Origin of the sequence: Butyricicoccus pullicaecorum DSM 23266 (genome assembly GCF_900167005.1) — a bacterium.
GTDB classification, from domain to species: Bacteria; Bacillota; Clostridia; order Oscillospirales; family Butyricicoccaceae; genus Butyricicoccus; species Butyricicoccus pullicaecorum.
This window is the reverse complement of record NZ_FUXW01000001.1, coordinates 678553-698481: the sequence shown is the minus strand read 5'-3', so window position 1 is coordinate 698481 and position 19929 is coordinate 678553. Positions and strand designations below refer to the sequence as shown.

17 protein-coding genes are annotated in these 19929 nt (G+C 56.1%); 8 read left to right on the top strand and 9 right to left on the bottom strand.

Annotated features, from left to right (window positions below):
• Nucleotides 1-4: 4 nt before the first annotated feature.
• The 3 genes from B5D52_RS03490 to B5D52_RS03480 all read right to left on the bottom strand — a co-directional run bounded on the left by B5D52_RS03490 (nucleotide 5) and on the right by B5D52_RS03480 (nucleotide 3704).
• Nucleotides 5-1270, bottom strand: coding sequence for an amidohydrolase family protein (locus B5D52_RS03490; protein WP_016147322.1), 1266 nt, complete (start codon nucleotides 1268-1270; stop codon nucleotides 5-7).
• Between the two features lie 62 nt (nucleotides 1271-1332).
• Nucleotides 1333-2853, bottom strand: coding sequence for an AbgT family transporter (locus tag B5D52_RS03485; RefSeq protein ID WP_242951089.1), 1521 nt, complete (start codon nucleotides 2851-2853; stop codon nucleotides 1333-1335).
• Between the two features lie 251 nt (nucleotides 2854-3104).
• Nucleotides 3105-3704, bottom strand: a complete 600-nt coding sequence (locus B5D52_RS03480; RefSeq protein ID WP_016147324.1) for a TetR/AcrR family transcriptional regulator — start codon at nucleotides 3702-3704, stop codon at nucleotides 3105-3107.
• A gap of 348 nt (nucleotides 3705-4052) precedes the next feature.
• Here B5D52_RS03480 and B5D52_RS03475 point away from each other — a divergent pair, with 348 nt between their 5' ends.
• From B5D52_RS03475 to B5D52_RS03440, 8 genes are all read left to right on the top strand, one after another.
• A complete protein-coding gene (locus tag B5D52_RS03475; RefSeq protein WP_016147325.1) occupies nucleotides 4053-5099 on the top strand; it encodes an ABC transporter permease in 1047 nt (348 codons plus the stop codon).
• Nucleotides 5096-6073 carry an iron chelate uptake ABC transporter family permease subunit gene (locus B5D52_RS03470; protein WP_016147326.1) on the top strand — a complete coding sequence of 326 codons (978 nt, stop codon included), beginning with the start codon at nucleotides 5096-5098 and terminating at the stop codon, nucleotides 6071-6073. Before B5D52_RS03475 ends, B5D52_RS03470 begins: the two co-directional genes overlap by 4 nt.
• Before the next feature lie 3 nt (nucleotides 6074-6076).
• Nucleotides 6077-6829 (top strand): iron ABC transporter ATP-binding protein, encoded by a 753-nt coding sequence (locus tag B5D52_RS03465; RefSeq protein WP_016147327.1) that lies wholly within the window; start codon nucleotides 6077-6079, stop codon nucleotides 6827-6829.
• A 48-nt stretch (nucleotides 6830-6877) separates the two neighbouring features.
• Entirely contained in the window at nucleotides 6878-7858 is a 981-nt protein-coding gene (locus tag B5D52_RS03460; RefSeq protein WP_016147328.1) for a siderophore ABC transporter substrate-binding protein, read from the top strand.
• A 152-nt stretch (nucleotides 7859-8010) separates the two neighbouring features.
• A complete protein-coding gene (gene mgtA, locus B5D52_RS03455; RefSeq protein ID WP_016147329.1) occupies nucleotides 8011-10647 on the top strand; it encodes a magnesium-translocating P-type ATPase in 2637 nt (878 codons plus the stop codon).
• Between the two features lie 18 nt (nucleotides 10648-10665).
• Nucleotides 10666-11163 (top strand): winged helix-turn-helix domain-containing protein, encoded by a 498-nt coding sequence (locus tag B5D52_RS03450; RefSeq protein WP_016147330.1) that lies wholly within the window; start codon nucleotides 10666-10668, stop codon nucleotides 11161-11163.
• 268 nt (nucleotides 11164-11431) lie between these two features.
• Complete coding sequence (gene mgtA / locus B5D52_RS03445; RefSeq protein ID WP_016147331.1) at nucleotides 11432-14200, top strand: magnesium-translocating P-type ATPase; 2769 nt, start codon at nucleotides 11432-11434, stop codon at nucleotides 14198-14200.
• An 18-nt stretch (nucleotides 14201-14218) separates the two neighbouring features.
• Entirely contained in the window at nucleotides 14219-14365 is a 147-nt protein-coding gene (locus B5D52_RS03440) for a hypothetical protein (RefSeq protein ID WP_016147332.1), read from the top strand.
• A gap of 44 nt (nucleotides 14366-14409) precedes the next feature.
• On the opposite strand, the gene B5D52_RS03435 is transcribed toward B5D52_RS03440, so the two are convergent.
• From B5D52_RS03435 to B5D52_RS03410, 6 genes are all read right to left on the bottom strand, one after another.
• On the bottom strand, nucleotides 14410-15354 hold the full coding sequence (locus B5D52_RS03435; RefSeq protein ID WP_016147333.1) for an ROK family glucokinase: 945 nt from the start codon (nucleotides 15352-15354) through the stop codon (nucleotides 14410-14412).
• 107 nt (nucleotides 15355-15461) lie between these two features.
• On the bottom strand, nucleotides 15462-16532 hold the full coding sequence (locus B5D52_RS03430) for a Gfo/Idh/MocA family protein (RefSeq protein WP_016147334.1): 1071 nt from the start codon (nucleotides 16530-16532) through the stop codon (nucleotides 15462-15464).
• Between the two features lie 18 nt (nucleotides 16533-16550).
• Nucleotides 16551-17471: a sugar phosphate isomerase/epimerase family protein gene (locus B5D52_RS03425; RefSeq protein ID WP_016147335.1), complete on the bottom strand. Its 921-nt coding sequence runs from the start codon at nucleotides 17469-17471 to the stop codon at nucleotides 16551-16553.
• A 19-nt stretch (nucleotides 17472-17490) separates the two neighbouring features.
• A complete protein-coding gene (locus B5D52_RS03420) occupies nucleotides 17491-18453 on the bottom strand; it encodes a flavodoxin family protein (protein ID WP_016147336.1) in 963 nt (320 codons plus the stop codon).
• A gap of 18 nt (nucleotides 18454-18471) precedes the next feature.
• Complete coding sequence (locus B5D52_RS03415) at nucleotides 18472-18864, bottom strand: C-glycoside deglycosidase beta subunit domain-containing protein (protein ID WP_016147337.1); 393 nt, start codon at nucleotides 18862-18864, stop codon at nucleotides 18472-18474.
• 14 nt (nucleotides 18865-18878) lie between these two features.
• A complete protein-coding gene (locus B5D52_RS03410) occupies nucleotides 18879-19886 on the bottom strand; it encodes a sugar phosphate isomerase/epimerase family protein (RefSeq protein WP_016147338.1) in 1008 nt (335 codons plus the stop codon).
• Nucleotides 19887-19929: the final 43 nt, after the last annotated feature.

The following is a 19929-nucleotide window of genomic DNA, read 5'->3' as shown; positions in this document are numbered from 1 at the left end:
TCCCTCAACGGTAATTGTCCAAAATGCAGGTGTGCGCATGCACCCGGCCTTCCTTCATGACAAACGCACAGTCTAAAAGTGCCTTGTCATCGGTCAGCAGATCGCGTCCCCAAGCCGAAATGTCGGCCAGCTTACCCGGTTCAATGGTGCCGATCTTGTCGGAAAGTCCCAGAATTCGAGCATTTTCCGCCGTTGCAGCGCGCAGCGCACGGTAGGGCGATACACCGTTGCGCAGCCATGCCGAGTATTCGCGTCCGCACTCATAGTTCTGATAGCCGACCACAAGGTCGGTGCCGTAGCCAAGACGCAGATTGCTGTCAATGAGTGCCTTACGACCTTCGACCAGCGCTTCGCGATAATAGCGCAGTTTGCGCTGGAATTCGGGCGATTTTTGCGCCAGTTTTTCCTCATCCAGCAGAATAATCTCGTCATACGGGCAGAAGGTCGGCACGACGTAAATATCCCGTTTTTCCAGCAAGCGGATGGTATTGCGGTCAACCATGGACGCATGCTCAATGCCATCAATGCCCATCTGTGCCAGGGTGGTGACCAGCTCGGCCGTGTAGGCATGGGCAGTCACCGTGGTGTGCAGCGAGTGCGCGGTATCGATGATCGCACGCAGCTCGTCATCGGCCAGCTGCTTATCCTCTGGCGAGTCATTGGGCGTAAAAAACCCGCCAGTTGCCATGATCTTAATAAAATCCGCACCGATCTTGACCTCGTGGCGCACGGCATCGCGGAAAAACTCGGCGCCGCTGCCCATGGTCGGGTATTGCTGTTCCATAAAGCGGGACAGTGCGGGATTGGTCGCGATGCTCTGGGTGCTGTCACCGTGGCTGCCGGGTGCGCACAGGAAGTGCGGTGCAACGACCATGCGTGCACCGTCGATGAATCCGGCATCAATGGCGCGGCGCACGTCAAGCGAGTAATCTTCACGGAACCAGCCGACGTGGCGAATGGTGGTAAAACCACCGGCCAATGCACGGCGGGCGCATTCGGCGGTTGCCAGCGCGCGCATGCCGTCCGAGTAGTACACTGCGTCCTTGGGAATCTCGCGCCAGTCAAAGAAGGCCGCGTGCACGTGCGCGTCGATCATACCGGGCGTGACCGTCAGTGCGGTCAGGTCGATGACTTCGCAGCCCTGCGGGGTCGCGGTATGCGCACCGACCTCCAGAATGGTCTTATCCTCGATCAAAATTTCTCGATTTTCTTGCATTTCGTCTCGGATACCGTCGTACAGCCGTCCGCAGAGCAATTTTTTATAACCCATATTTCTCTCCTCTTTCGATGGGAAAAGGGCCGCGCATCACGATACGCAGCCCTTGTATGTTTTTATGCCAGGAATACCGATGCGCCCGGGCCCAGCGGCAGATTGAAGGCCATCCACACGATGACCTGCGCAATCCAGACGATGAGGAAGGCGATGGAGTACGGCAGCGTCATGGAAATGATGGTGCCGATACCGGTATTTTTTTCGTACTTCTGCGCCATACCGATGACGATGGGCAGATAGGGATAGATCGGCGTGAGCGGGTTTGCGATCGAGTCACCGATACGGTAGATGACCTGTGCAAACTCGGGCGAATAGCCGAGCAGCATGAACATCGGCACGAAAATCGGTGCAAAGATGTACCACTTTGCCGTACCGCTGGTCATAACAAAGTTGACCAAGATGGTCAGCAGGATGACGCCGATGACAAGCGGGATGCCGGTAAAGCCGACCTTCTGCAGGGCATCGGACGCATTGACCGCAATGATCGTACCGAGATTGGTGTAGCTGAACATGTTGATGAACTGCGCGATGACAAAGACCAGAACGATATAGCCGGTCAGCGACTGGAGCGAATTGGCCATCATCTTGGGAATATCACCGCTGTCTTTGATCGTGCCCACGGTCTTGCCGTACACGACACCAGCCAGTACAAAATAGACAATCAGGATAGGAACCAGACCGGTGATGAACGGAGATTCCAGAATGCTGCCGTTTTCACCGCGCAGCAGGCCGTTCTGCGGAACCAGGCAGATCAGCAGCAGGATTGCATAAATCAGCGTGAAAATACCTGCATTGCGCAGACCCTTCTTTTCCAGATCGGTTGCCGTGCGCTCGTCTGCCTTTTCGCTGCCCTTGTACTCACCCAGACGGGGCACAATGATGCGGTCATTGACGAAAACGCCCACGACGGTCAGCACCAGACAGGATACAATCATAAAATACCAGTTGATGGCCGGGGTCAGCGTGACCGACGGGTCGATCATCTGCGCTGCGTCCTCGGTGACACCGTACAGCAGTGCATCGGTGCCGGTGATGAGGATATTCGCGGTAAAACCGGCGTTGGTGGCGGCGTAGCCTGCAATCAGACCGGCAATCGGGTGCTTGCCCACCGCCTGAAACGCGGTTGCAGCCAGTGCCGGAATGACGATGATGGATGCCTCAGACGCGATACTGCCGTTGATGCCCAAAAACAGGACGGTCGCACTCAGCGCCCACAGCGGAACACCCAGAATGGCGCGGCGCATGAAGGTATCAAGCAGACCACTACCCTCTGCAAGGCCGATCGCCATCTGCATGGCGAGCACCAATCCAAGCGGTGCAAAGCCCGAGAAGTTGAGCAGCATGTTCTCCACGATCCACACCAGACCGTCTCGGCTGATGATATTCTGTACCGTAACGGTTTCGCCGGTTGTCGGATTGACCGCAGATACCCCCATCAGCGACAGGACAGCCGACAATACAGCCAAACCGGCTGTGATATACAAGAATAATATGAACGGATGCGGCAAGGTATTGCCCGCACGTTCGATGGCGCCCAGGACACCACCCGTCTTGCGCTCTTTTCCCATACTGATTTTCAAACCCTTTCTTTTGTGATCGATAAAATATGACCATAGTCATATTTTTCCTTTCTTATACTATAATGCCTATTTATGAGCTTCGTCAAGTAATTTTTCGTTTTTTTACCAATTTAGCGTGAGATTGTATCCCCTTTTGTCCGTGACCGGCGGACAACAGAACCGCTCTGATCGCTAAACTTTACAAGGCGCATGGCACGCAATCGCGGAACAGACACAAAAAATCCGAACGGACGCACCGTTCGGATTTTTATTCATTTCGCCGTATGATAAATTCCGCGGCAGAAGGTATGCAGAAAATACAGACATTCCTGAGTCAGATCGAACTGTCCCCGACTGGAACACCACTCGAAAAAGCTCGCACGGATGCCGTGCAGAATGAGACGGGTGGTGTCGGGCACATCCAGAGCCGGGTCATAGATTCCGGCACGCTGTCCCGCGGTGAGCAGCTCGGACAGGATGCGAAACAGGGCTCGATCCTCGTTGAGCAGTCCCGGATGTTCCTGCCCTTCGGTCAGCTGCTTGACATACAGCACACGGATGAGGTCCAGACCGATGACCTCCTCGGTAAACCGGCACGCACCCTTTACAATCTCTTCCATCTGCTCATCGATGGACAGGTCGTCCGGCAAACCGGCCATAATCTGATCGTAATAGGTATCGTACTGCCGCAGCATCTCCAAAATAATGTCCGATTTGGTATTGAAATAGATGTAGAACGTCCCTTTGGCCATGCCGGCTTCGCGAACGATCTCGTCCACCGAGACCCGGTCAAAGCCGCGCTCGCGGAACAACTTCATCGCACACTGGTATAGCTGTCGCTTGGTGCGCACGCCCTTTGTCTCTTTTTCCATAGTTTTCTCCTCGTCTTCCGACATTTCCCCTGCGGCTCTCTGTCAGGTGCATCCATTATATCAAAAAATGAACGAAAATGGAACGCATGGCGCAAAACCCGGATATCCGCCCGCAAATTTTCCATATTTTCCTTCTTGCTTTGCCAATCGCCTCGTGAAATCCGTCAAAAGCGCAAGGATTCTGTCTCAAAATTCCTGTGATTTTCACAAGTTGCATATAACTAACTTTTCGTGCTATAATACACACCGGCATGCAGTGTGTGACAAGCAAGAAACGCACTGTGTCTTTTTTTGTGTTATGGTTAGTTTAAACTAACCTCCGTTCCTGTTTTGAGAAAGGGAGTCGATATGCTCAAATCCAATCGTTCCACCATCCTTCTGTCGCTCGCCCTTATCGTGCTTGCGATCTGTTCGCTCTTTGTCGGCGTCATCGACCTGACACCCCGTGATTTATTATCCGGTGATCTGCACCAGCTGGAGGTCTTTGTGGTCTCCCGCCTGCCCCGACTGCTCGCCATCCTGTGCACCGGCGTGGGCATGAGCGTCGCCGGACTCATTATGCAGCAGCTTTGCAGCAATAAATTCGTCTCGCCCACCACCGGCGCGACCATCTCCTCGGCACAGTTCGGCATTCTGCTTGCCCTGCTGTTCTTCCCGACTTCGACACTCTGGAGCCGTGCACTCTTCGCCTTTGGCGCTGCCATCCTCGGCACCTGGGTCTTTGTTTGGTTCATTCAGCGCATCCAGTTCAAGGACGCGGTCATGGTCCCGCTCGTGGGCATCATGTTCGGCAACGTCATCGGCGGTCTGACCAGCTATCTCGCCTATCAGCACGACATGACACAGGCGCTGTCCACCTGGCTGGTCGGTCACTTCTCGCTTGTCCTCAAGGGACGTTATGAGATCGTCTGGCTGGCCGTTCCGCTGGTCATTCTGGCCTTTGTCTTTGCAAACCACTTCAACATCGTCGGTCTGGGTCGGGATTTCTCCAAAAACCTTGGCGTTCCCTATAATCTCGTCCTGTTCGCCGGTCTGACCATCTCGGCCATGATTACCGCGTCCATCGTGGTCGTCGTCGGCTCGATCTCCTACATCGGTCTGATCGTCCCCAACGTTGTCGCCATGTTCAAGGGCGATAAGATTCGCGGTGCACTGGTCGACACCGCGCTGTTCGGTGCGCTCTTCGTGCTGGTCTGCGATATGATCGGTCGTGTAGTCATCTTCCCCTACGAACTGCCCATCGAACTCATCGTCGGCATTCTTGGCAGTCTCATCTTCATCGGTCTGCTGTTCTATCGCCTGAAAAACGGACGCAAAGCCGTCCGACTCGGCAAAAACCCCGGGACAAGCTGCTGTTCGCCGCTCCCCGATCTGAAAGGAGGCGAAATGTCGTGAATCTGTCCGCAGTCCGCGCAAATCGCACCAAATTGCTTATCATGCTGGCTCTAGTCGTGCTCTGTGCCGCCGGCTACATGCTCATTGAGGTAAACTTTGCAAATCCCAAGCTGTTCCAGTACGCCATGAAGCTGCGTACCCCCAAGCTTGTCGTCATGCTCATTACCGCCTTCGCCATCGGCGGCGCGTCCATTGTCTTTCAGTCGGTCATCAACAACACCATCGTGACCCCCTGTCTGCTGGGCATGAACTCGTTGTACACCCTCATCCACACGGCAGTCGTCTTTTTCCTGGGCTCGGGCAGCCTGATTGCCACCAATGCCAATCTGTCATTCGCCGTGGACGTGGTGCTCATGGGCATCTCGGCCACCCTCATTTACAGCTGGATTTTCAAAAAGACCCGGCACAATGTACTCTATGTCCTGCTGGTGGGCACCGTGCTGACCTCCTTTTTCGGCAGCATCCAGTCCACTCTCACCCGCGTCATGGACCCCAACGAGTACGACACCCTGCTGACCACGCTGGTTGCAAGCTTCAACAACATCAACTCAGAGATCATCGTCTTTTCGCTTATCCTATTGGCCGTGATCGTCTTTGCCCTGCGCCGTGAGCTTGCACTGCTCGACGTGCTCACCCTCGGCAAGGCACAGGCCATCAATCTGGGCGTCGACTATGACCGCTGCATCCGCCGTCTGCTTCTGGGCGTGACCCTGTGCATCGCGGTTGCAACCGCCATGGTCGGCCCGATCTCCTTCCTCGGCCTCATCATCGCAAACCTGTCCCGCCAGCTGCTCAAAACCTACCGTCACAGCCAGCTCATTCTAGGCTCTGCCCTGTTCGGTATGATCGTTCTGGTTGGCGGTCAGCTCATCGTCGAGCACGTCTACACCTACTCAGTACCGGTCAGCGTCTTCATCACGGTCGGCGGCGGCCTGTACTTCCTCTATCTCCTCCTGTCACGAAAGAAGGTCTGATTTATGCACATCCAGTCGTTAACCAAGCAGTATGGCGACAAGACGGTCGTCGACGGCGTCAGCTTTTCCATCCCCAAAGGCAAGGTCATCTCGCTCATCGGCCCCAACGGTGCGGGCAAGTCTACTGTGATGGGCATGATCTCCCGCCTGATCGCCCACGACAGCGGTCTGGTCGAATTTGAGGGCAAGGCGATGCACAAGTGGAAGAGCCGCGAGTTGTCCAAGCGTCTGGCCATCCTGACCCAGCAGAACAACATTCAGATGAAGCTGACCGTGCGCGAGCTGGTCTGCTTCGGACGCTTCCCCTATTCAGGCAACCGTCTGACCCCGGAAGACCACGAAATTGTCGACCGTGCGCTGGATTATATGGAGCTGCACGACTTTGCCGACCGTTTCATCGATGAACTGTCGGGCGGTCAGCGTCAGCGTGCGCTGATTGCAATGGTCATCGCGCAGGATACCGACTACGTCCTGCTTGACGAGCCGACCAATAACCTCGACATCTATCACGCGACCAACATGATGAAAATTGTGCGCCGTCTGTGTGATGAGCTGGGCAAGACGGTCATTTTGGTATTGCACGAGATCAATTACGCCGCCTTTTACTCGGATTATATCTGTGCGTTCAAGGATGGCAAGATCGCAAAATTCGGCACCGCAGAGGAGGTGATGACCAAGGAAAATCTGTCCGAGATCTACCAGGTAGACTTCGAGATTCTGAACATCAAGGGAAAACCGCTGTCTATCTACTATTAAGCACACACACATTTTTTCGGTACTTTTTGAAAAAAGGAGCATGTAATGATGAAAAAGATTGTTTCTCTGGCACTGGCTGCCGCTGCTGTTCTGAGTCTGACCGCCTGCGGCGCAGACAAGACCGCATCCACCTCCGACGCTTCCGCAAATGCTGCTGCGGAAACCATGACCATCACCTCGCTCAACGGCAGCAAGGAAGAGATTTCGCTCGAGGTGCCGTCCGACCCGCAGCGCATCGCCATTTTGGACATGGCTTCGCTGGACATTCTGGACGCACTGGGCGTCGGTGACCGCGTGGTCGGCACGGCGGATACCAGTCTGGAGTACTTACAGAGTTATATTGGCGGCGATGTCGCAAATCTCGGCACCATCAAGGAAGCCGACCTCGAAGCTGTCATGGCTTCCGAACCTGACGTGATCTTTATCGGCGGCCGTCTGGCATCGAGCTATGACGCGCTCAGCGAGATCGCGCCGGTCGTCTATCTGTCGGTCGACACCGAGGTCGGTGTGGTCGAGAGCGTGCGCAAGAACGCCACCACCATCGCTTCCCTGTTTGGCATGGAAAGCAAGGTCGACGAACTGATGGCAGACTTTGACGGCCGCATCGAGGCGCTGTCCGCCTTTGCCAAGGACAAGACCGCCATCATCGGCATGACCACCAGCGGCAGCTATAATGTACTGGGCAACGATGGCCGCTGCTCGATCATTGGCCGCGAGATCGGCTTCCAAAACATCGGCATCGACGCAAACCTCGACACCTCCACCCACGGCAACGAAGCATCCTTCGAGTTCATTGTAGACAAGAACCCGGATTACATCTTTGTCATGGATCGTGACGCGGCAGTCGGCACCGACGGCGCAAAGCTGGCACAGGAAATTATGGAAAACCAGCTGGTCATGGGCACCGACGCGTACAAGAATGGTCATATCGTGTACCTGTCGCACCCCGCAGTCTGGTACACGGCTGAGGGCGGCATCACCGCACTCGACCTGATGCTCTCCGATCTGGAAAGCACCCTGCTCGCTTAAACTTTCTCTCCCTCTGGAATCGGAATCCCCCGGTTTCAGAGGGATTTTTTGTCTCAATCAAGATAAGCAAGGAAAAAACAAGATTTTAGGGGCAGGCAGCGCGCAGATTGTATGGTATGATAAGAGAAACGTGTTTTTTCGGAGGTGAATCTATGGACAGTTCGGTTCATCCGCGCATTCGCCAGTGCGCCGTGCTGGAAGCCGACGCGGTCTGTGACCATCTACATGTTCCGTCGGACGGTCTGAGCACCGAACAGGCAGAAAAAAGCCGTGCACAGTTTGGCAGCAATGCAGTTTCGAGCGGAACGGCGGACACGGTCGGTTTCCGTCTGCGCCGTGCGCTCATCAACCCCTTTACGGTCATTCTGTTCCTTTTGGCTGTCATCTCTCTGGTGACCGATGTCGTTCTGGCTTCCAATTTCAGCCGCAACGCCACGACGGTCATCATTATATGCTGCATGCTGCTGCTCAGCGGCACGGTGCGCTTTGTGCAGGAGCTGCGCGCAAAGCGCATCTCCGACCACCTCTCTGACCTGACACACACCGAGGTCACGGTCTGTCGGGATGGTCAGTGGATCGGTCTGCCTGCGTCCGCTCTGGTTGTGGGCGATCTTGTGCGCCTGTCTGCCGGTGACCGTGTCCCGGCCGATCTGCGTCTGATACAGGCAAATGACCTATTCGTCTCTCAGTCCATCATCACCGGCGAGAGTGCCGTGCTGGAAAAAACCGCACAAGCGCTCTCCCATCTGCCCCGTGACTATGCATCCTACCAGAACACGGTCTTTCAGGGCTGTTCGGTCATCGGCGGCAGCGGTCAGGGCATCGTGTTGGCCGTCGGTCAGGACACCATTTCGGGCGGTACCATGCAGGCACCGCTCTGGCGCAAGAACGGCTTCGACCGTGGTGCAAACTCGATCGCCTGGGTGCTCATCCGCTTTATGGCCGTACTCGTCCCCATCGTCTTTGTCGCGGTCGGTCTGACCAAGGGCGACTGGTTCGCCGCCTTTCTGTTCGCCCTGTCGGTCGCAGTCGGTCTGACACCCGAAATGCTGCCCATGGTCATCAACGCCTGTCTGGCCAAGGGCAGCGCCGCGATGGAAGGCAAACAGACCATCGTCAAAAACATCAACGCCATGCAGGGCTTTGGCAGCATGGATGTCTTATGTGTGGACAAGACCGGCACGCTAACCGGAGATACCGTACTGCTCGAATACTATCTGGACGTTCTGGGCAACGAGAGCGAGCGAGTGCTGGAACTCGCCTATCTGAGCAGCCGGTACGCCACCGGTGTGGAAAATCATTTGGATCGCGCAATTTTGCGATATGGTAGCTTCCCCGGCTGGGACGCACGGCTGGGCGAATTTCAGGTGCAGCATCCCAAGCTGGACGAGCTGCCGTTTGACTACAATCGCCGCTGTTCGAGTGTCTTGGTCGGAGACGAGGCGTGCAATCTGCTCATTGTCAAGGGCAGCGTCGACGAAGTCTGCCGCCGGTGCAGTCAGGTCGTGCACCGCGGTGCGCTCCACCCCTTTGGCGCAGATGGTCTAAACAGTGTGCATGCGGTCGTGGACGAAATGCTGGAAGACGGCATGAAGGTGCTGGCTGTTGCCTATCGTCCGGTCACGCTGCAAGCCCTGACCGCGAACGACGAGCGCGATCTGATCTTGCTCGGCTATCTGGTCTTTTTCGATGCGCCCAAGGCCAGCGCTGCCAGCGCGATTGACAAACTAAACGCACTACACGTACACAGCAAGGTGCTGACCGGCGACCAGAAGAGCGTCGCGGTGTCCATCTGCCGCCGTCTGGGGATTGACACCGCGTCGGTTCTGACCGGTGAAGCCCTCGATCAGCTGACCGACAACGAACTTCCGGTCTGTGTTGAGCGCTGCACGGTCTTTGCCGAGCTATCCCCCAAACAGAAAATGCGCATCGTGCAGGTCTTGCAGGACAACGGGCATACGGTCGGTTTCTTAGGCGACGGCATGAACGATCTGCCCGCCATCACAGCCGCAGACGTGGGTATCTCGGTCGATACCGCTGCCGAATCGGTGCGCGAGTGTGCCGACGTATTGCTGCTCAAAAAAGACCTGAACGTGCTGGAAGCAGGCATTTTGGAAGGTCGAAACGCCTTTGCCAACATGACAAAGTACATCAAGATCACCGCGTCGTCCAACTTTGGCAATATCTTTTCCATCGTCATCGCGAGCGTCTTCCTGCCCTTCTTCCCCATGACCTCGGTGCAGCTCTTGCTGCTCAATCTGCTCTACGACATGCTGTGTCTAGTACTACCGTGGGACAAGGTCGACGGCGAAGCCTGCGCCCGTCCGCTCGAGTGGTCGGGTCGGACGCTCGGACGATTTATGCGCTTTTTTGGCCCCATCAGCTCGTTTTTCGATATCCTGACCTTCGGATTTCTGTTTTTCTGGCTGTGTCCCCAGATTTGCGGCGGAAGTTTCTCGGCTCTCTCCCCCGAAGCGCAGCGGCAATTCGTCTCTCTGTTCCAGACCGGTTGGTTTTTGGAGTCCATGTGGACACAAATTTTGATTTTACACCTGCTGCGCACCCAAAAAGTTCCGCTGAGCCGTCCTTCCCGTCCGGTCATGCTGGTCACTCTGTCCGGCATCGTGCTGTTCACCGCGCTGGTCTTTACCCCGCTCGGTGCGCTCATCGGACTGACCGCACTTCCCCTGCGCTATTTCGCATTTTTGACCGCCGTGGTCGTGCTCTATCTGCTGCTCGTCACGGTCGCAAAGACCTGGTATCTGCGCCGATACTACACCCTGCTGTGAGAAAGGAGGCATCCATCTATGAAAAAGAACATCGGTTTTGTCAATTTGGATTCCTCGCTGGCACAGTGGCTGTGTGATGCACTGCGCACCGCAGCGCCCGCGACGGTCAGCGCTCAGGACTTGCTGGACGGCGTGCGCAGTCTCATGGAGGGCGAAGCCTCCTCGCTGTTGCTCGAACTGACCGACGATGCAGCCATGCCCGCACCGGCCGACACCATTGTCTGCGGTGCGCTCACCATCTCGCCCAAGGCGCGCAGCGTCACCCGGGACGGTGTGGACATTCCGCTCACGCCCAAGGAGTTCGACATTCTGTGCTTTCTCGCCCGCAACCGCGGCGAGGTCTTCACCAAGGAGCAGATTTACCAAGCGGTCTGGTCAGGCGATTATCTGCTCGATGACAGCAATATCATGGCGTTTATCCGCAAACTGCGCAAAAAGATCGAGCCCAACCCCGACGCGCCCGAGTACATTCTGACCATCTGGGGCATTGGATACAAGTTTAACGACACATTCTAACACACCGGCTGCTGCCTTCGGGCGGCAGCTTTTTTATTTCTTGCCCAATCGCAAGAATTTCGCAAGGTTTTGGTCATGGGAACTGCGCCGACCCTCCGGTATACTAAACTTACACTGCACAATATGCGAAAAAACAGGAGGTGAAACAGATGGATTCTGACGGGAATCCCCATCGGCAAGCAACCAAAGCCGCAGACAGTCCGCAGAATTGGTCTGTCTCATCCCGCTCGTTACTTGCCTCATTCACAAAAAACAGGAGGTAAGTCCCATGTTTAACCTGCACACCCGCCGGAAGGATTCCGGCACCCCTGCATGTACGCTCCAGCGCGACGCGTATAACCACTGCATCCGGGATGCAGCTGCCAAGCCGGTCAAGGATGTCTTAGACCAGACCGGCACCATGCTGTGCGGTCTGGACGAACAGACCGTCACCGCGCACCGCGCACAGTTCAGCACAAACAAGGTCACCCACCAGAAAAAACAGTCGCTTGCACAGCGCGTGGCCGGTGCCTTCATCAACCCCTTCACCGCAATTCTCTTCTTCCTCGCGCTGGTCTCGGCGGTCACCGACATGCTGTTTCCTGCGCTCTCGCTGTTCGGCAGCACGCCCGAGGACTTCGACTGCCTGACCGTCGTGATCATCCTCACCATGGTCTTTATTTCCGGTGTCCTGCGCTTTGTACAGGAATCGCGCAGCGGCAACGCGGCTGCAAAGCTGCTGTCCATGATCACCACTACCTGCACGGTCGACCGCAAGGGGCATCCCATGCAGGAAATCGGTCTGGACGAGGTCGTGGTCGGTGATATCGTCCACCTGTCAGCTGGCGACATGATCCCGGCTGACCTGCGCATCATCGAGGCAAAAGACCTCTTTATCAGCCAGTCCGGTCTGACCGGCGAGAGCGAACCGGTGGAAAAGACACCGGCTTGCAGCCCGGACACCGACTGCGCCATCACCGAATATCCCAACATCGCTTTTATGGGCAGCAACGTCATTTCGGGCAGCGCATGCGGTATCGTGCTAGCCGTCGGTGACAACACCCTGTTTGGCTCGATGGCCTCAGCAGTCGCCGAGGAAGCGGTCGAGACCAGCTTCACCAAGGGCGTCAACGCGGTTTCCTGGGTGCTCATCCGCTTTATGATGGTCATGGTTCCTCTGGTCTTTCTCATCAACGGTCTGACCAAGGGCGACTGGCTGGGCGCATTCCTGTTCGGCATTTCCATTGCAGTCGGTCTGACCCCGGAAATGCTGCCCATGATCGTAACCACCTGTCTGGCCAAGGGCGCGGTCTCCATGAGCCGACAGAAAACCATCGTCAAAAACCTCAATTCCATCCAGAATTTCGGTGCAATTGACATTCTGTGCACCGATAAGACCGGCACGCTGACCCAGGATCAGGTCGTTCTGGAGTATCACATGGACGTAAACGGTCGAGATGATCTGCGCGTCCTGCGTCACGCCTACCTCAACAGCTACTTCCAGACCGGATACAAAAACCTCATGGATGTTGCCATCATTCGCAAGACCGAGGAATCCGAAGCCGAAGATCCCCGTCTGGTCGATCTGTCCGAGCACTATGTTAAGGTCGACGAGATTCCCTTCGACTTTGCCCGCCGCCGTCTAACCACGGTCGTGGCCGACAAGAGCGGCAAGACCCAGATGGTCACCAAGGGTGCAGTCGAGGAAATGCTGTCCATCTGCTCGTTTGTCGAGTACGACGGTCAGGTGCAGCCGCTCGGCCATGCGCTGCGACAGAAAATTCTTCGTACAGTTGATGAGCTCAACGCTAAGGGTTTCCGCGTGCTGGCCATCGCACAAAAGAGCAATCCGTCCCCGGTCGGCGCGTTCGGCGTCAAGGACGAGTGCGACATGGTGCTGCTTGGCTATCTGGCCTTCCTCGACCCGCCCAAGGAGACCACTGCCGGTGCCATTCAGGCGCTGCGCGAGTACGGCGTGACCACCAAGATTCTGACCGGCGACAACGACAAGGTCACCCGTACCATCTGCGCGCAGGTCGGTCTGAAAGTGCGCAATATGCTGCTCGGTCCCGAAATCGAATCCATGTCCGACGAGGCGCTGGCACGCGTTGCCGAGACGACTGACGTATTCGCCAAGCTGACCCCCGAGCAGAAAGCCCGCGTCGTGCGCGTACTGCGCGAAAGCGGCCACACGGTTGGCTTTATGGGCGACGGCATCAACGACGCAGCGGCCATGAAGGCGGCAGATATCGGCATCTCGGTCGATACTGCGGTGGACATCGCCAAGGAGAGTGCAGACATCATCCTGCTGGAAAAAGACCTTATGGTGCTGGAAAAGGGCATCATTGAAGGCCGAAAGACCTATGCCAACATGATTAAGTACATCAAGATGACCGCATCTTCCAACTTCGGCAACATGTTTTCGGTTCTGGCTGCCTCGGCACTGCTGCCCTTTCTGCCCATGATGAGCATTCATCTGATTCTGCTCAACCTGATCTACGACCTGTCGTGCACAGCGATTCCGTGGGATCACGTGGACGAGGAATATCTCAAGGTACCGCGTAAGTGGGATGCCTCCTCGGTCGGCAGCTTCATGCTGTGGATTGGGCCGACCAGCTCTATCTTTGACTTTACCACTTACATTTTCATGTACTTTGTGTTCTGCCCGCTGTTTGTGTCGCACGGTGTACTGTACAACGATCTTGCAAACCACTTCTCGGGCGCAGAGCTGACCCAAATGCAGATCGCTTACGCCGCGCTGTTCCAGGCTGGTTGGTTTGTCGAGTCCATGTGGAGCCAGACCCTTGTTATCCACATGATCCGCACCCCAAAAATCCCGTTCATCCAGAGCCGCGCGTCGGCACCGCTGACGCTGCTGACCTGCACCGGCATTCTGGTACTGACCGCCATCCCGTTTACGCCGCTCGGCACCATGCTGGGCTTGGCTGCCCTGCCCCTGAGTTATTTTGCCTACCTCATCCCCTGCATTCTGCTCTATATGGTGCTGGCAACCAGCTTGAAAAAGGCCTATGTCCGCCGTTTCGGCGAACTTCTGTAAGAAATGGAGGGTTTTTCCATGAATTTAAATGCACTCTGGCTGCATCTGTTCGGCAGCACGGACTTTCTGGGCATCAATTTTGGATTCTGGGCTGCCATGTCCATTGTCCTGTTCATCGCCATCCTGATGAATGTGGTATTCTGGACGATTGCACTCAAAAAATAAACACAAAAAGCACCGAACGTCGTTTGTTCGGTGCTTTTTCCATCTTATTCCAGCAGCATGCGCACGCCGCCATAGATTCCGGCATTATTGCCCAGCTTTGCTTCTTTAAACTCGGTCTCACGCGAAGCGTGGAAGGCTTTCTGCTTAAAGTTGCGACGGACAGATTCCATGAGAATCTCACCCGCACGCGCCATACCGCCGCCGATGACGAAGGCTTCCGGATTGACCACACATGCGATCATGGCAAGTCCCTTGCCGAGATATGCGCACGCACGCTCGGTCAGCTCCAGTGCGACCTTGTCGTCCTGCTTTGCCGCGTCAAACACGTCCTTGGCCTCGATGTTCTGCACAGAACGTAGGCTGGTCTCGGCCTCCGGGTGTTCGTCTAAGTAGCGCTGGACGCTGCGTGCAACCGCAGTCGCCGAGCTGTACTGCTCGAGACAACCCTGATTGCCGCAGGTGCAAGTCTCGGGCTGGTCGTCCTCGACCGGCAGATGACCGATCTCACCGGCTGCGCCGTTGATACCGGGCAGGATGTGTCCATCGATGATGATGCCGCCGCCAACACCGGTGCCCAAGGTGACCATGACGATGTTCTGGTAGCCTGCGCCGCCGCCCTGCCACATCTCGCCCAGCGCGGCGACATTGGCATCATTTCCGGCTTTGACGCGCAGTCCGGTGAGCACGCTCAGGCGGTGCTCAACATTGAACACGTCCCAGCCCAGATTGACGCACTTAAACACCGTACCGTCCGAGCCAACCGGACCGGGTACGCCCAGTCCGATGCCCTCCACGTCCAGGGTAGAAATCTTCTTTTCTTTCAGTTTATCGTCCACAGCCTGTGCGATATCGTTTAAGATAAATTTTCCGTCGGCCTCGGTGCGGGTCGGAATCTCCCACATCTCGAGCAGCTTGCCGTTGGTCTCAAACAGACCCATTTTAATCGTCGTTCCACCGATATCCACGCCGAATGCGTATGTTTTACTCATCTTTTTCTCTCTTTCCCTCGAAACAGGGAAAAGGGCGCAAGCGCCCTTTTTCTGCCGAGCATATTGTTTCACTTCCCGGAAAAAACGCCCGCTCGGTGTCCCTTTTCTTATTCGAATGCGACCGACTGGCCGGTGCGTGCGGACTCTCTGACCGCTTCCATCAGTGCGAGCACGCGGCGGGTCTCCTCGACCTTGACCAGAAATTCCTCCTCACCGCGATAGGCCTTCTTGTAGTTTTCGAAGTAGTCCTCGTGGCAGGTGGGCACCGTGGGCAGGGGCTCGGTCACGATGGTGCCCTCAGCCGGAGGGCCGAACGAACGGGTGGGGCCTGCTGCGGTCATGGTGCGCTGACCGGATACGTTTTGCAGCAGATGGGTGGTGCGCACGATCTTGCCCTCTGGCTCAAAGCCGTCGACATAGGCGCTGCCCTGATTGCCGCCGATCATCCAATGACGCTCGAACCACTTGTCGTGCATCTTATCGGTCAGATAATAGGTACCCAGCTCGACTTCGGCCATGATGCCATTGTCAAACCGCATCAGGATCTTGAAATAGTCATCGACTTCGAAGTTAATGACGTTGCGCAGGTCAGCGTAAACGCTCTGGATCTTGGCACCCGGCATCATCCACAGAATCTGGTCGAGCAGATGCACACCCCAGTCGTACAGCATGCCGCCGCCCTCTTTTTTGTAGACGTGCCAGTCGTGCATGTTGCCATTGAAACCGTACAGACCGCTCTTGATCGAGTAGACCTTGCCCAGACTGCCCTGATCGAATACCGCCTTCATGGTGCGGAAATCGGGGTCAAGGCGGCGCTGGTGGTGAACGGTGAACTTCACGCCGCATTCTTTGGTGACTGCAAGCATGCCGTCCAGCTCCTCGGTGGTCATGGCAACCGGCTTTTCACAGATGATATCCTTGCCGGCCTTGGCGGCCTGTACCACCAGATCATAATGCTGGTTGTTGTTGGCTGCAATCAGCACAACGTCAACTTCCGGGTCATGCATCAGCTCATCGTTGGACGCATAGCGCTTGATGCCCTCCTGCACGTCTTCCAGCTGCTTGGGATCAATGTCCGAGATACCAACCACGCGGATTCCGTCCATCTTGGTCAGCATTTTTTCATGCTCGTGGCCCATAAAGCCGTGGCCTACGATACCGATTCTGATATCATCCATAAAAAGCACCTATTCCCTTCAAATTACGTAATTTCTCAAATATTTTGTGCTCAGCAGCACCGACTTCTTAACATCCTCCACCGAGCCTTCGAACGCCTTGTCCTCGATCTCGATACAGGTGTAACCCTGATAGCCGATATCGGTCAGGGCAGATACATACTTGCCCCAGTTGACGTCACCCAGACCGGGCAGCTTAGGCGACATGAAGTCGAGCGGATAGCCCATGATGCCAACCTGCTGGAGGCGGTCGGGATAGACCTTGATGTCCTTGTAGTGGACGTGGAAAATCTTGTCCTTAAACTCGTAGAGCGGCTGGATGTAATCGATCATCTGCCAGACAAAGTGCGACGGGTCGTAGTTGAGTCCCAGGTTTGCGCTGGGCAGAATCTCGAAGACCTTGCGCCAGATGGCAGGCGTTGTCATGAGGTTCTGACCGCCCGGCCACTGGTCTGCACCGAACAGCATCGGGCAGTTTTCAATCGCGATCTTCACGCCCTTGGCCTCGGCCAGTGCGATGATCGGTGGCCAAACTTCACGGACGAGCTCCAGATTTTCCTCGACCGTCTTGGTCTGATCGCGACCAATGAAGGTCGTGACCATGTTGACACCCAGTTTAGCCGATGCACAGATCAGCTTTTTGAGGTGTTCGACGGCTGCGGTGCGCTTGTCGAGATCGGCGTCCATGGTGTTCGGATAGTATGCCAGAGAGGAGATCTCGATGCCCTTCTGTGCTGCGTAATCGAGCAGATGCTGTGCGTAGGCATCGTCTTCCAGCACGCGGTCGGCATCAATGTGGCTCACGCCTGCATAGCGGCGCTCTGCCTTGCCTGCCGGCCAGCAGGCAACCTCGACACATTCCAGACCGGCCTGTGCGACCAGATCGATCATCTCTTCATAGCCCATCGTGTCCGCGATGGCGCTTACAAGTCCCAGTTTCATCTGTCCTGTGCTCCTTTCTTTACCAATCCTGCTCGGCATAGCCCTGGTATGCCTTCTTGCGCTCTGCCAGATCAGGAATCTGACCGGGGCCGACTGCCTGGGTCTTGATCTCGGTGGAGTGCTCGAGCTTGCCGTCCCAGTGCAGACGCGAACGCTTCTGCTGTGCCTCGCTGAAGTTTACCTTGAGCTTGCCGTCCTGCATGGAAGCCTCACCCGAAATACCGCAGACCGGGCATTCGATGTGTGCGCCGTCCTCGGAGACGGTCAGCATGTTGCAGTGGCAGACCGGGCACACGCCCTGCTCTTCACCGCGCCAGCGGGTGCGCTCTTCCTCGGTCTCGGCCGCAAGCGCCTCGGCGATGTTCTTGCCCATGGTGCGCATGCGCTCCATCTGGGTGTCGTTGCCCAGTACGTGTTCGCATGCCATCGCGCCGTGATATTCATGCATGTCCACAACGTCGATGCCCATGGACATGGTGAACTCATACATGGTTGGCAGCATGAATGCCAGCCAGTTTTTGGTCATCGCACCGCCAACCGAGATCAGCGCACCAACGCGCTTTTTGAAGCTGCGCGGGTCGGGCAGCTGGTCGGGAGACTTGCCTGCCGCCAGACCTTCCTCGTAAGTTGCCTTGCGGAAAGTGATGTCGTGCGAGGGACCGATTCGGTCACAGACCACCTTGAACTTGCCGGTGGGGCTCAGGACGTAGGTCGGAGAGCCGACGATGACGGCATCGCACTCCATCAGTGCTTCGTCCAGAATGTGGAAGTCGTCCTTAACCGGACAGCCGCCCTTACCGCGGCCGGTGGTCATGCCGACCACGCACGAAATGCAGCCGGTGCACGGCTTGATGTCCAAATCGTCACCGCGCAGGAACTTGACCTGACAGCCTGCCTTCTCGCACTCCATCAGTGCGGTCTTTACCATGACATCGGTGTTACCCATCTTACGGCCAAACGAAATGCCGAGTACTTTTTTCATATCCTTCCAGTTCTCCTCTTATGCAATCACAACGTCGCGTTCTTTGATACCCTCGAGCGGTACCGGGATGTATGCCGTACGGGTGGCAACTGTCAGCTTGACCTTATGCGTGCCCTTGGACAGTCCGCCCTCCTGCAAAACACGGATGTAAAGCGGCTCGCCGTACTCCCACTTGTAGGTCGTGACGGTCTCGGCCTCTTTGAGCGTAAACCAGTCATGCTGATCGACCGAAATGCGGATATCCTCGGCCGGAGCCTCTACGCCGTCGACTGCGACCTTGATGTACTCGATCATGGACATCGGGATACCGCGGTAGTAGGTGATGTTGGTCTGCAGCTCATAGCCCACGACTGCGCCCTGTTCGGTTACGTTGACGCAGGTATTTGCCTTAAATACGTTATTATCAAACATCTTTGTCTTCCTCCTTAGCCCTGAATCTCATCCAGACATTTGTGGATGTACGACAGCTGTGCTGCAACCTGCTCCTTCTCTGCCATCGGATGGCCGGGAAGCGTAAATCGGTTGCCTTCGTACTCGGTTGCGACGTAGCCGTCGTAATCGTGGTCGTGCAGGTACTGGAGCAGACCCTTGTAGTCCATGGAGTACTCGCCGTTCTCGGTCATCTCGAACAGCTTGAAGTGGAAGTGCTTGATGTACGGCATGTACTCGTCGAGTACCGAGAAATCCAGGTTTTCGTAGCCATCACACAGCGGGACAAACATGCGGTCGTGCTCGGACTGGATGGCTTTTTCGAGCTCTGCCGGGTATTGGAAGTTGTTCTCACGCAGCACGCGGTGCAGGTCGGTGCCCTTCTCAAACAGGGTGTCGATGTAGTCAAATACCTGCTCGCTCGTACCGTTCAGGGTCTCATACGCACGGACAACACGCGGGAACTTGCGGCAGAAAATACCGGTATCGATGACCAGACCGACATAGGGAGAATTGACGCGCTTCATCTCCTCGATGAATGCACGGGTCTCCGGGATATCGAACGCCATCGCTGCATGGACTTCCAGGGCGATGGTGACATCATACTCCTTACAGTACGGCAGCAGGGGCTCGATGACCCAGTAAGGTACCATGGAAACCAGACGAATCAGGTGAATGCCCAGACGGTGCGCCTGCTTGATCTCCTTGACCAGCAGATCAACGCATTCCTTGTGGGTCAGCAGTCGGTTCTTGTACAGGTTCATGTTGAGGAACACGTCTGCGATCACCGGCTTGAGGCCGGTCTCGGCCAGCATAGCGTTCCATTCCTGCACGGTCTCCTCGGAAACGTCCGGTGCACCCTTGAGCATCTGATCGGGCAGAATCTCAACGCCTTCCGCACCCTTTTCCTTAACATACTGCATGATCTCACGCAGATTCATGCGGTGGTTCAAATATTCATCCTGCAAGCTGTACAGGCTGACGCAGGTCTTGATCTTAGACATGTATATTCCTCCTCATAAATCCGGCCGGGGACCGACTGCCATT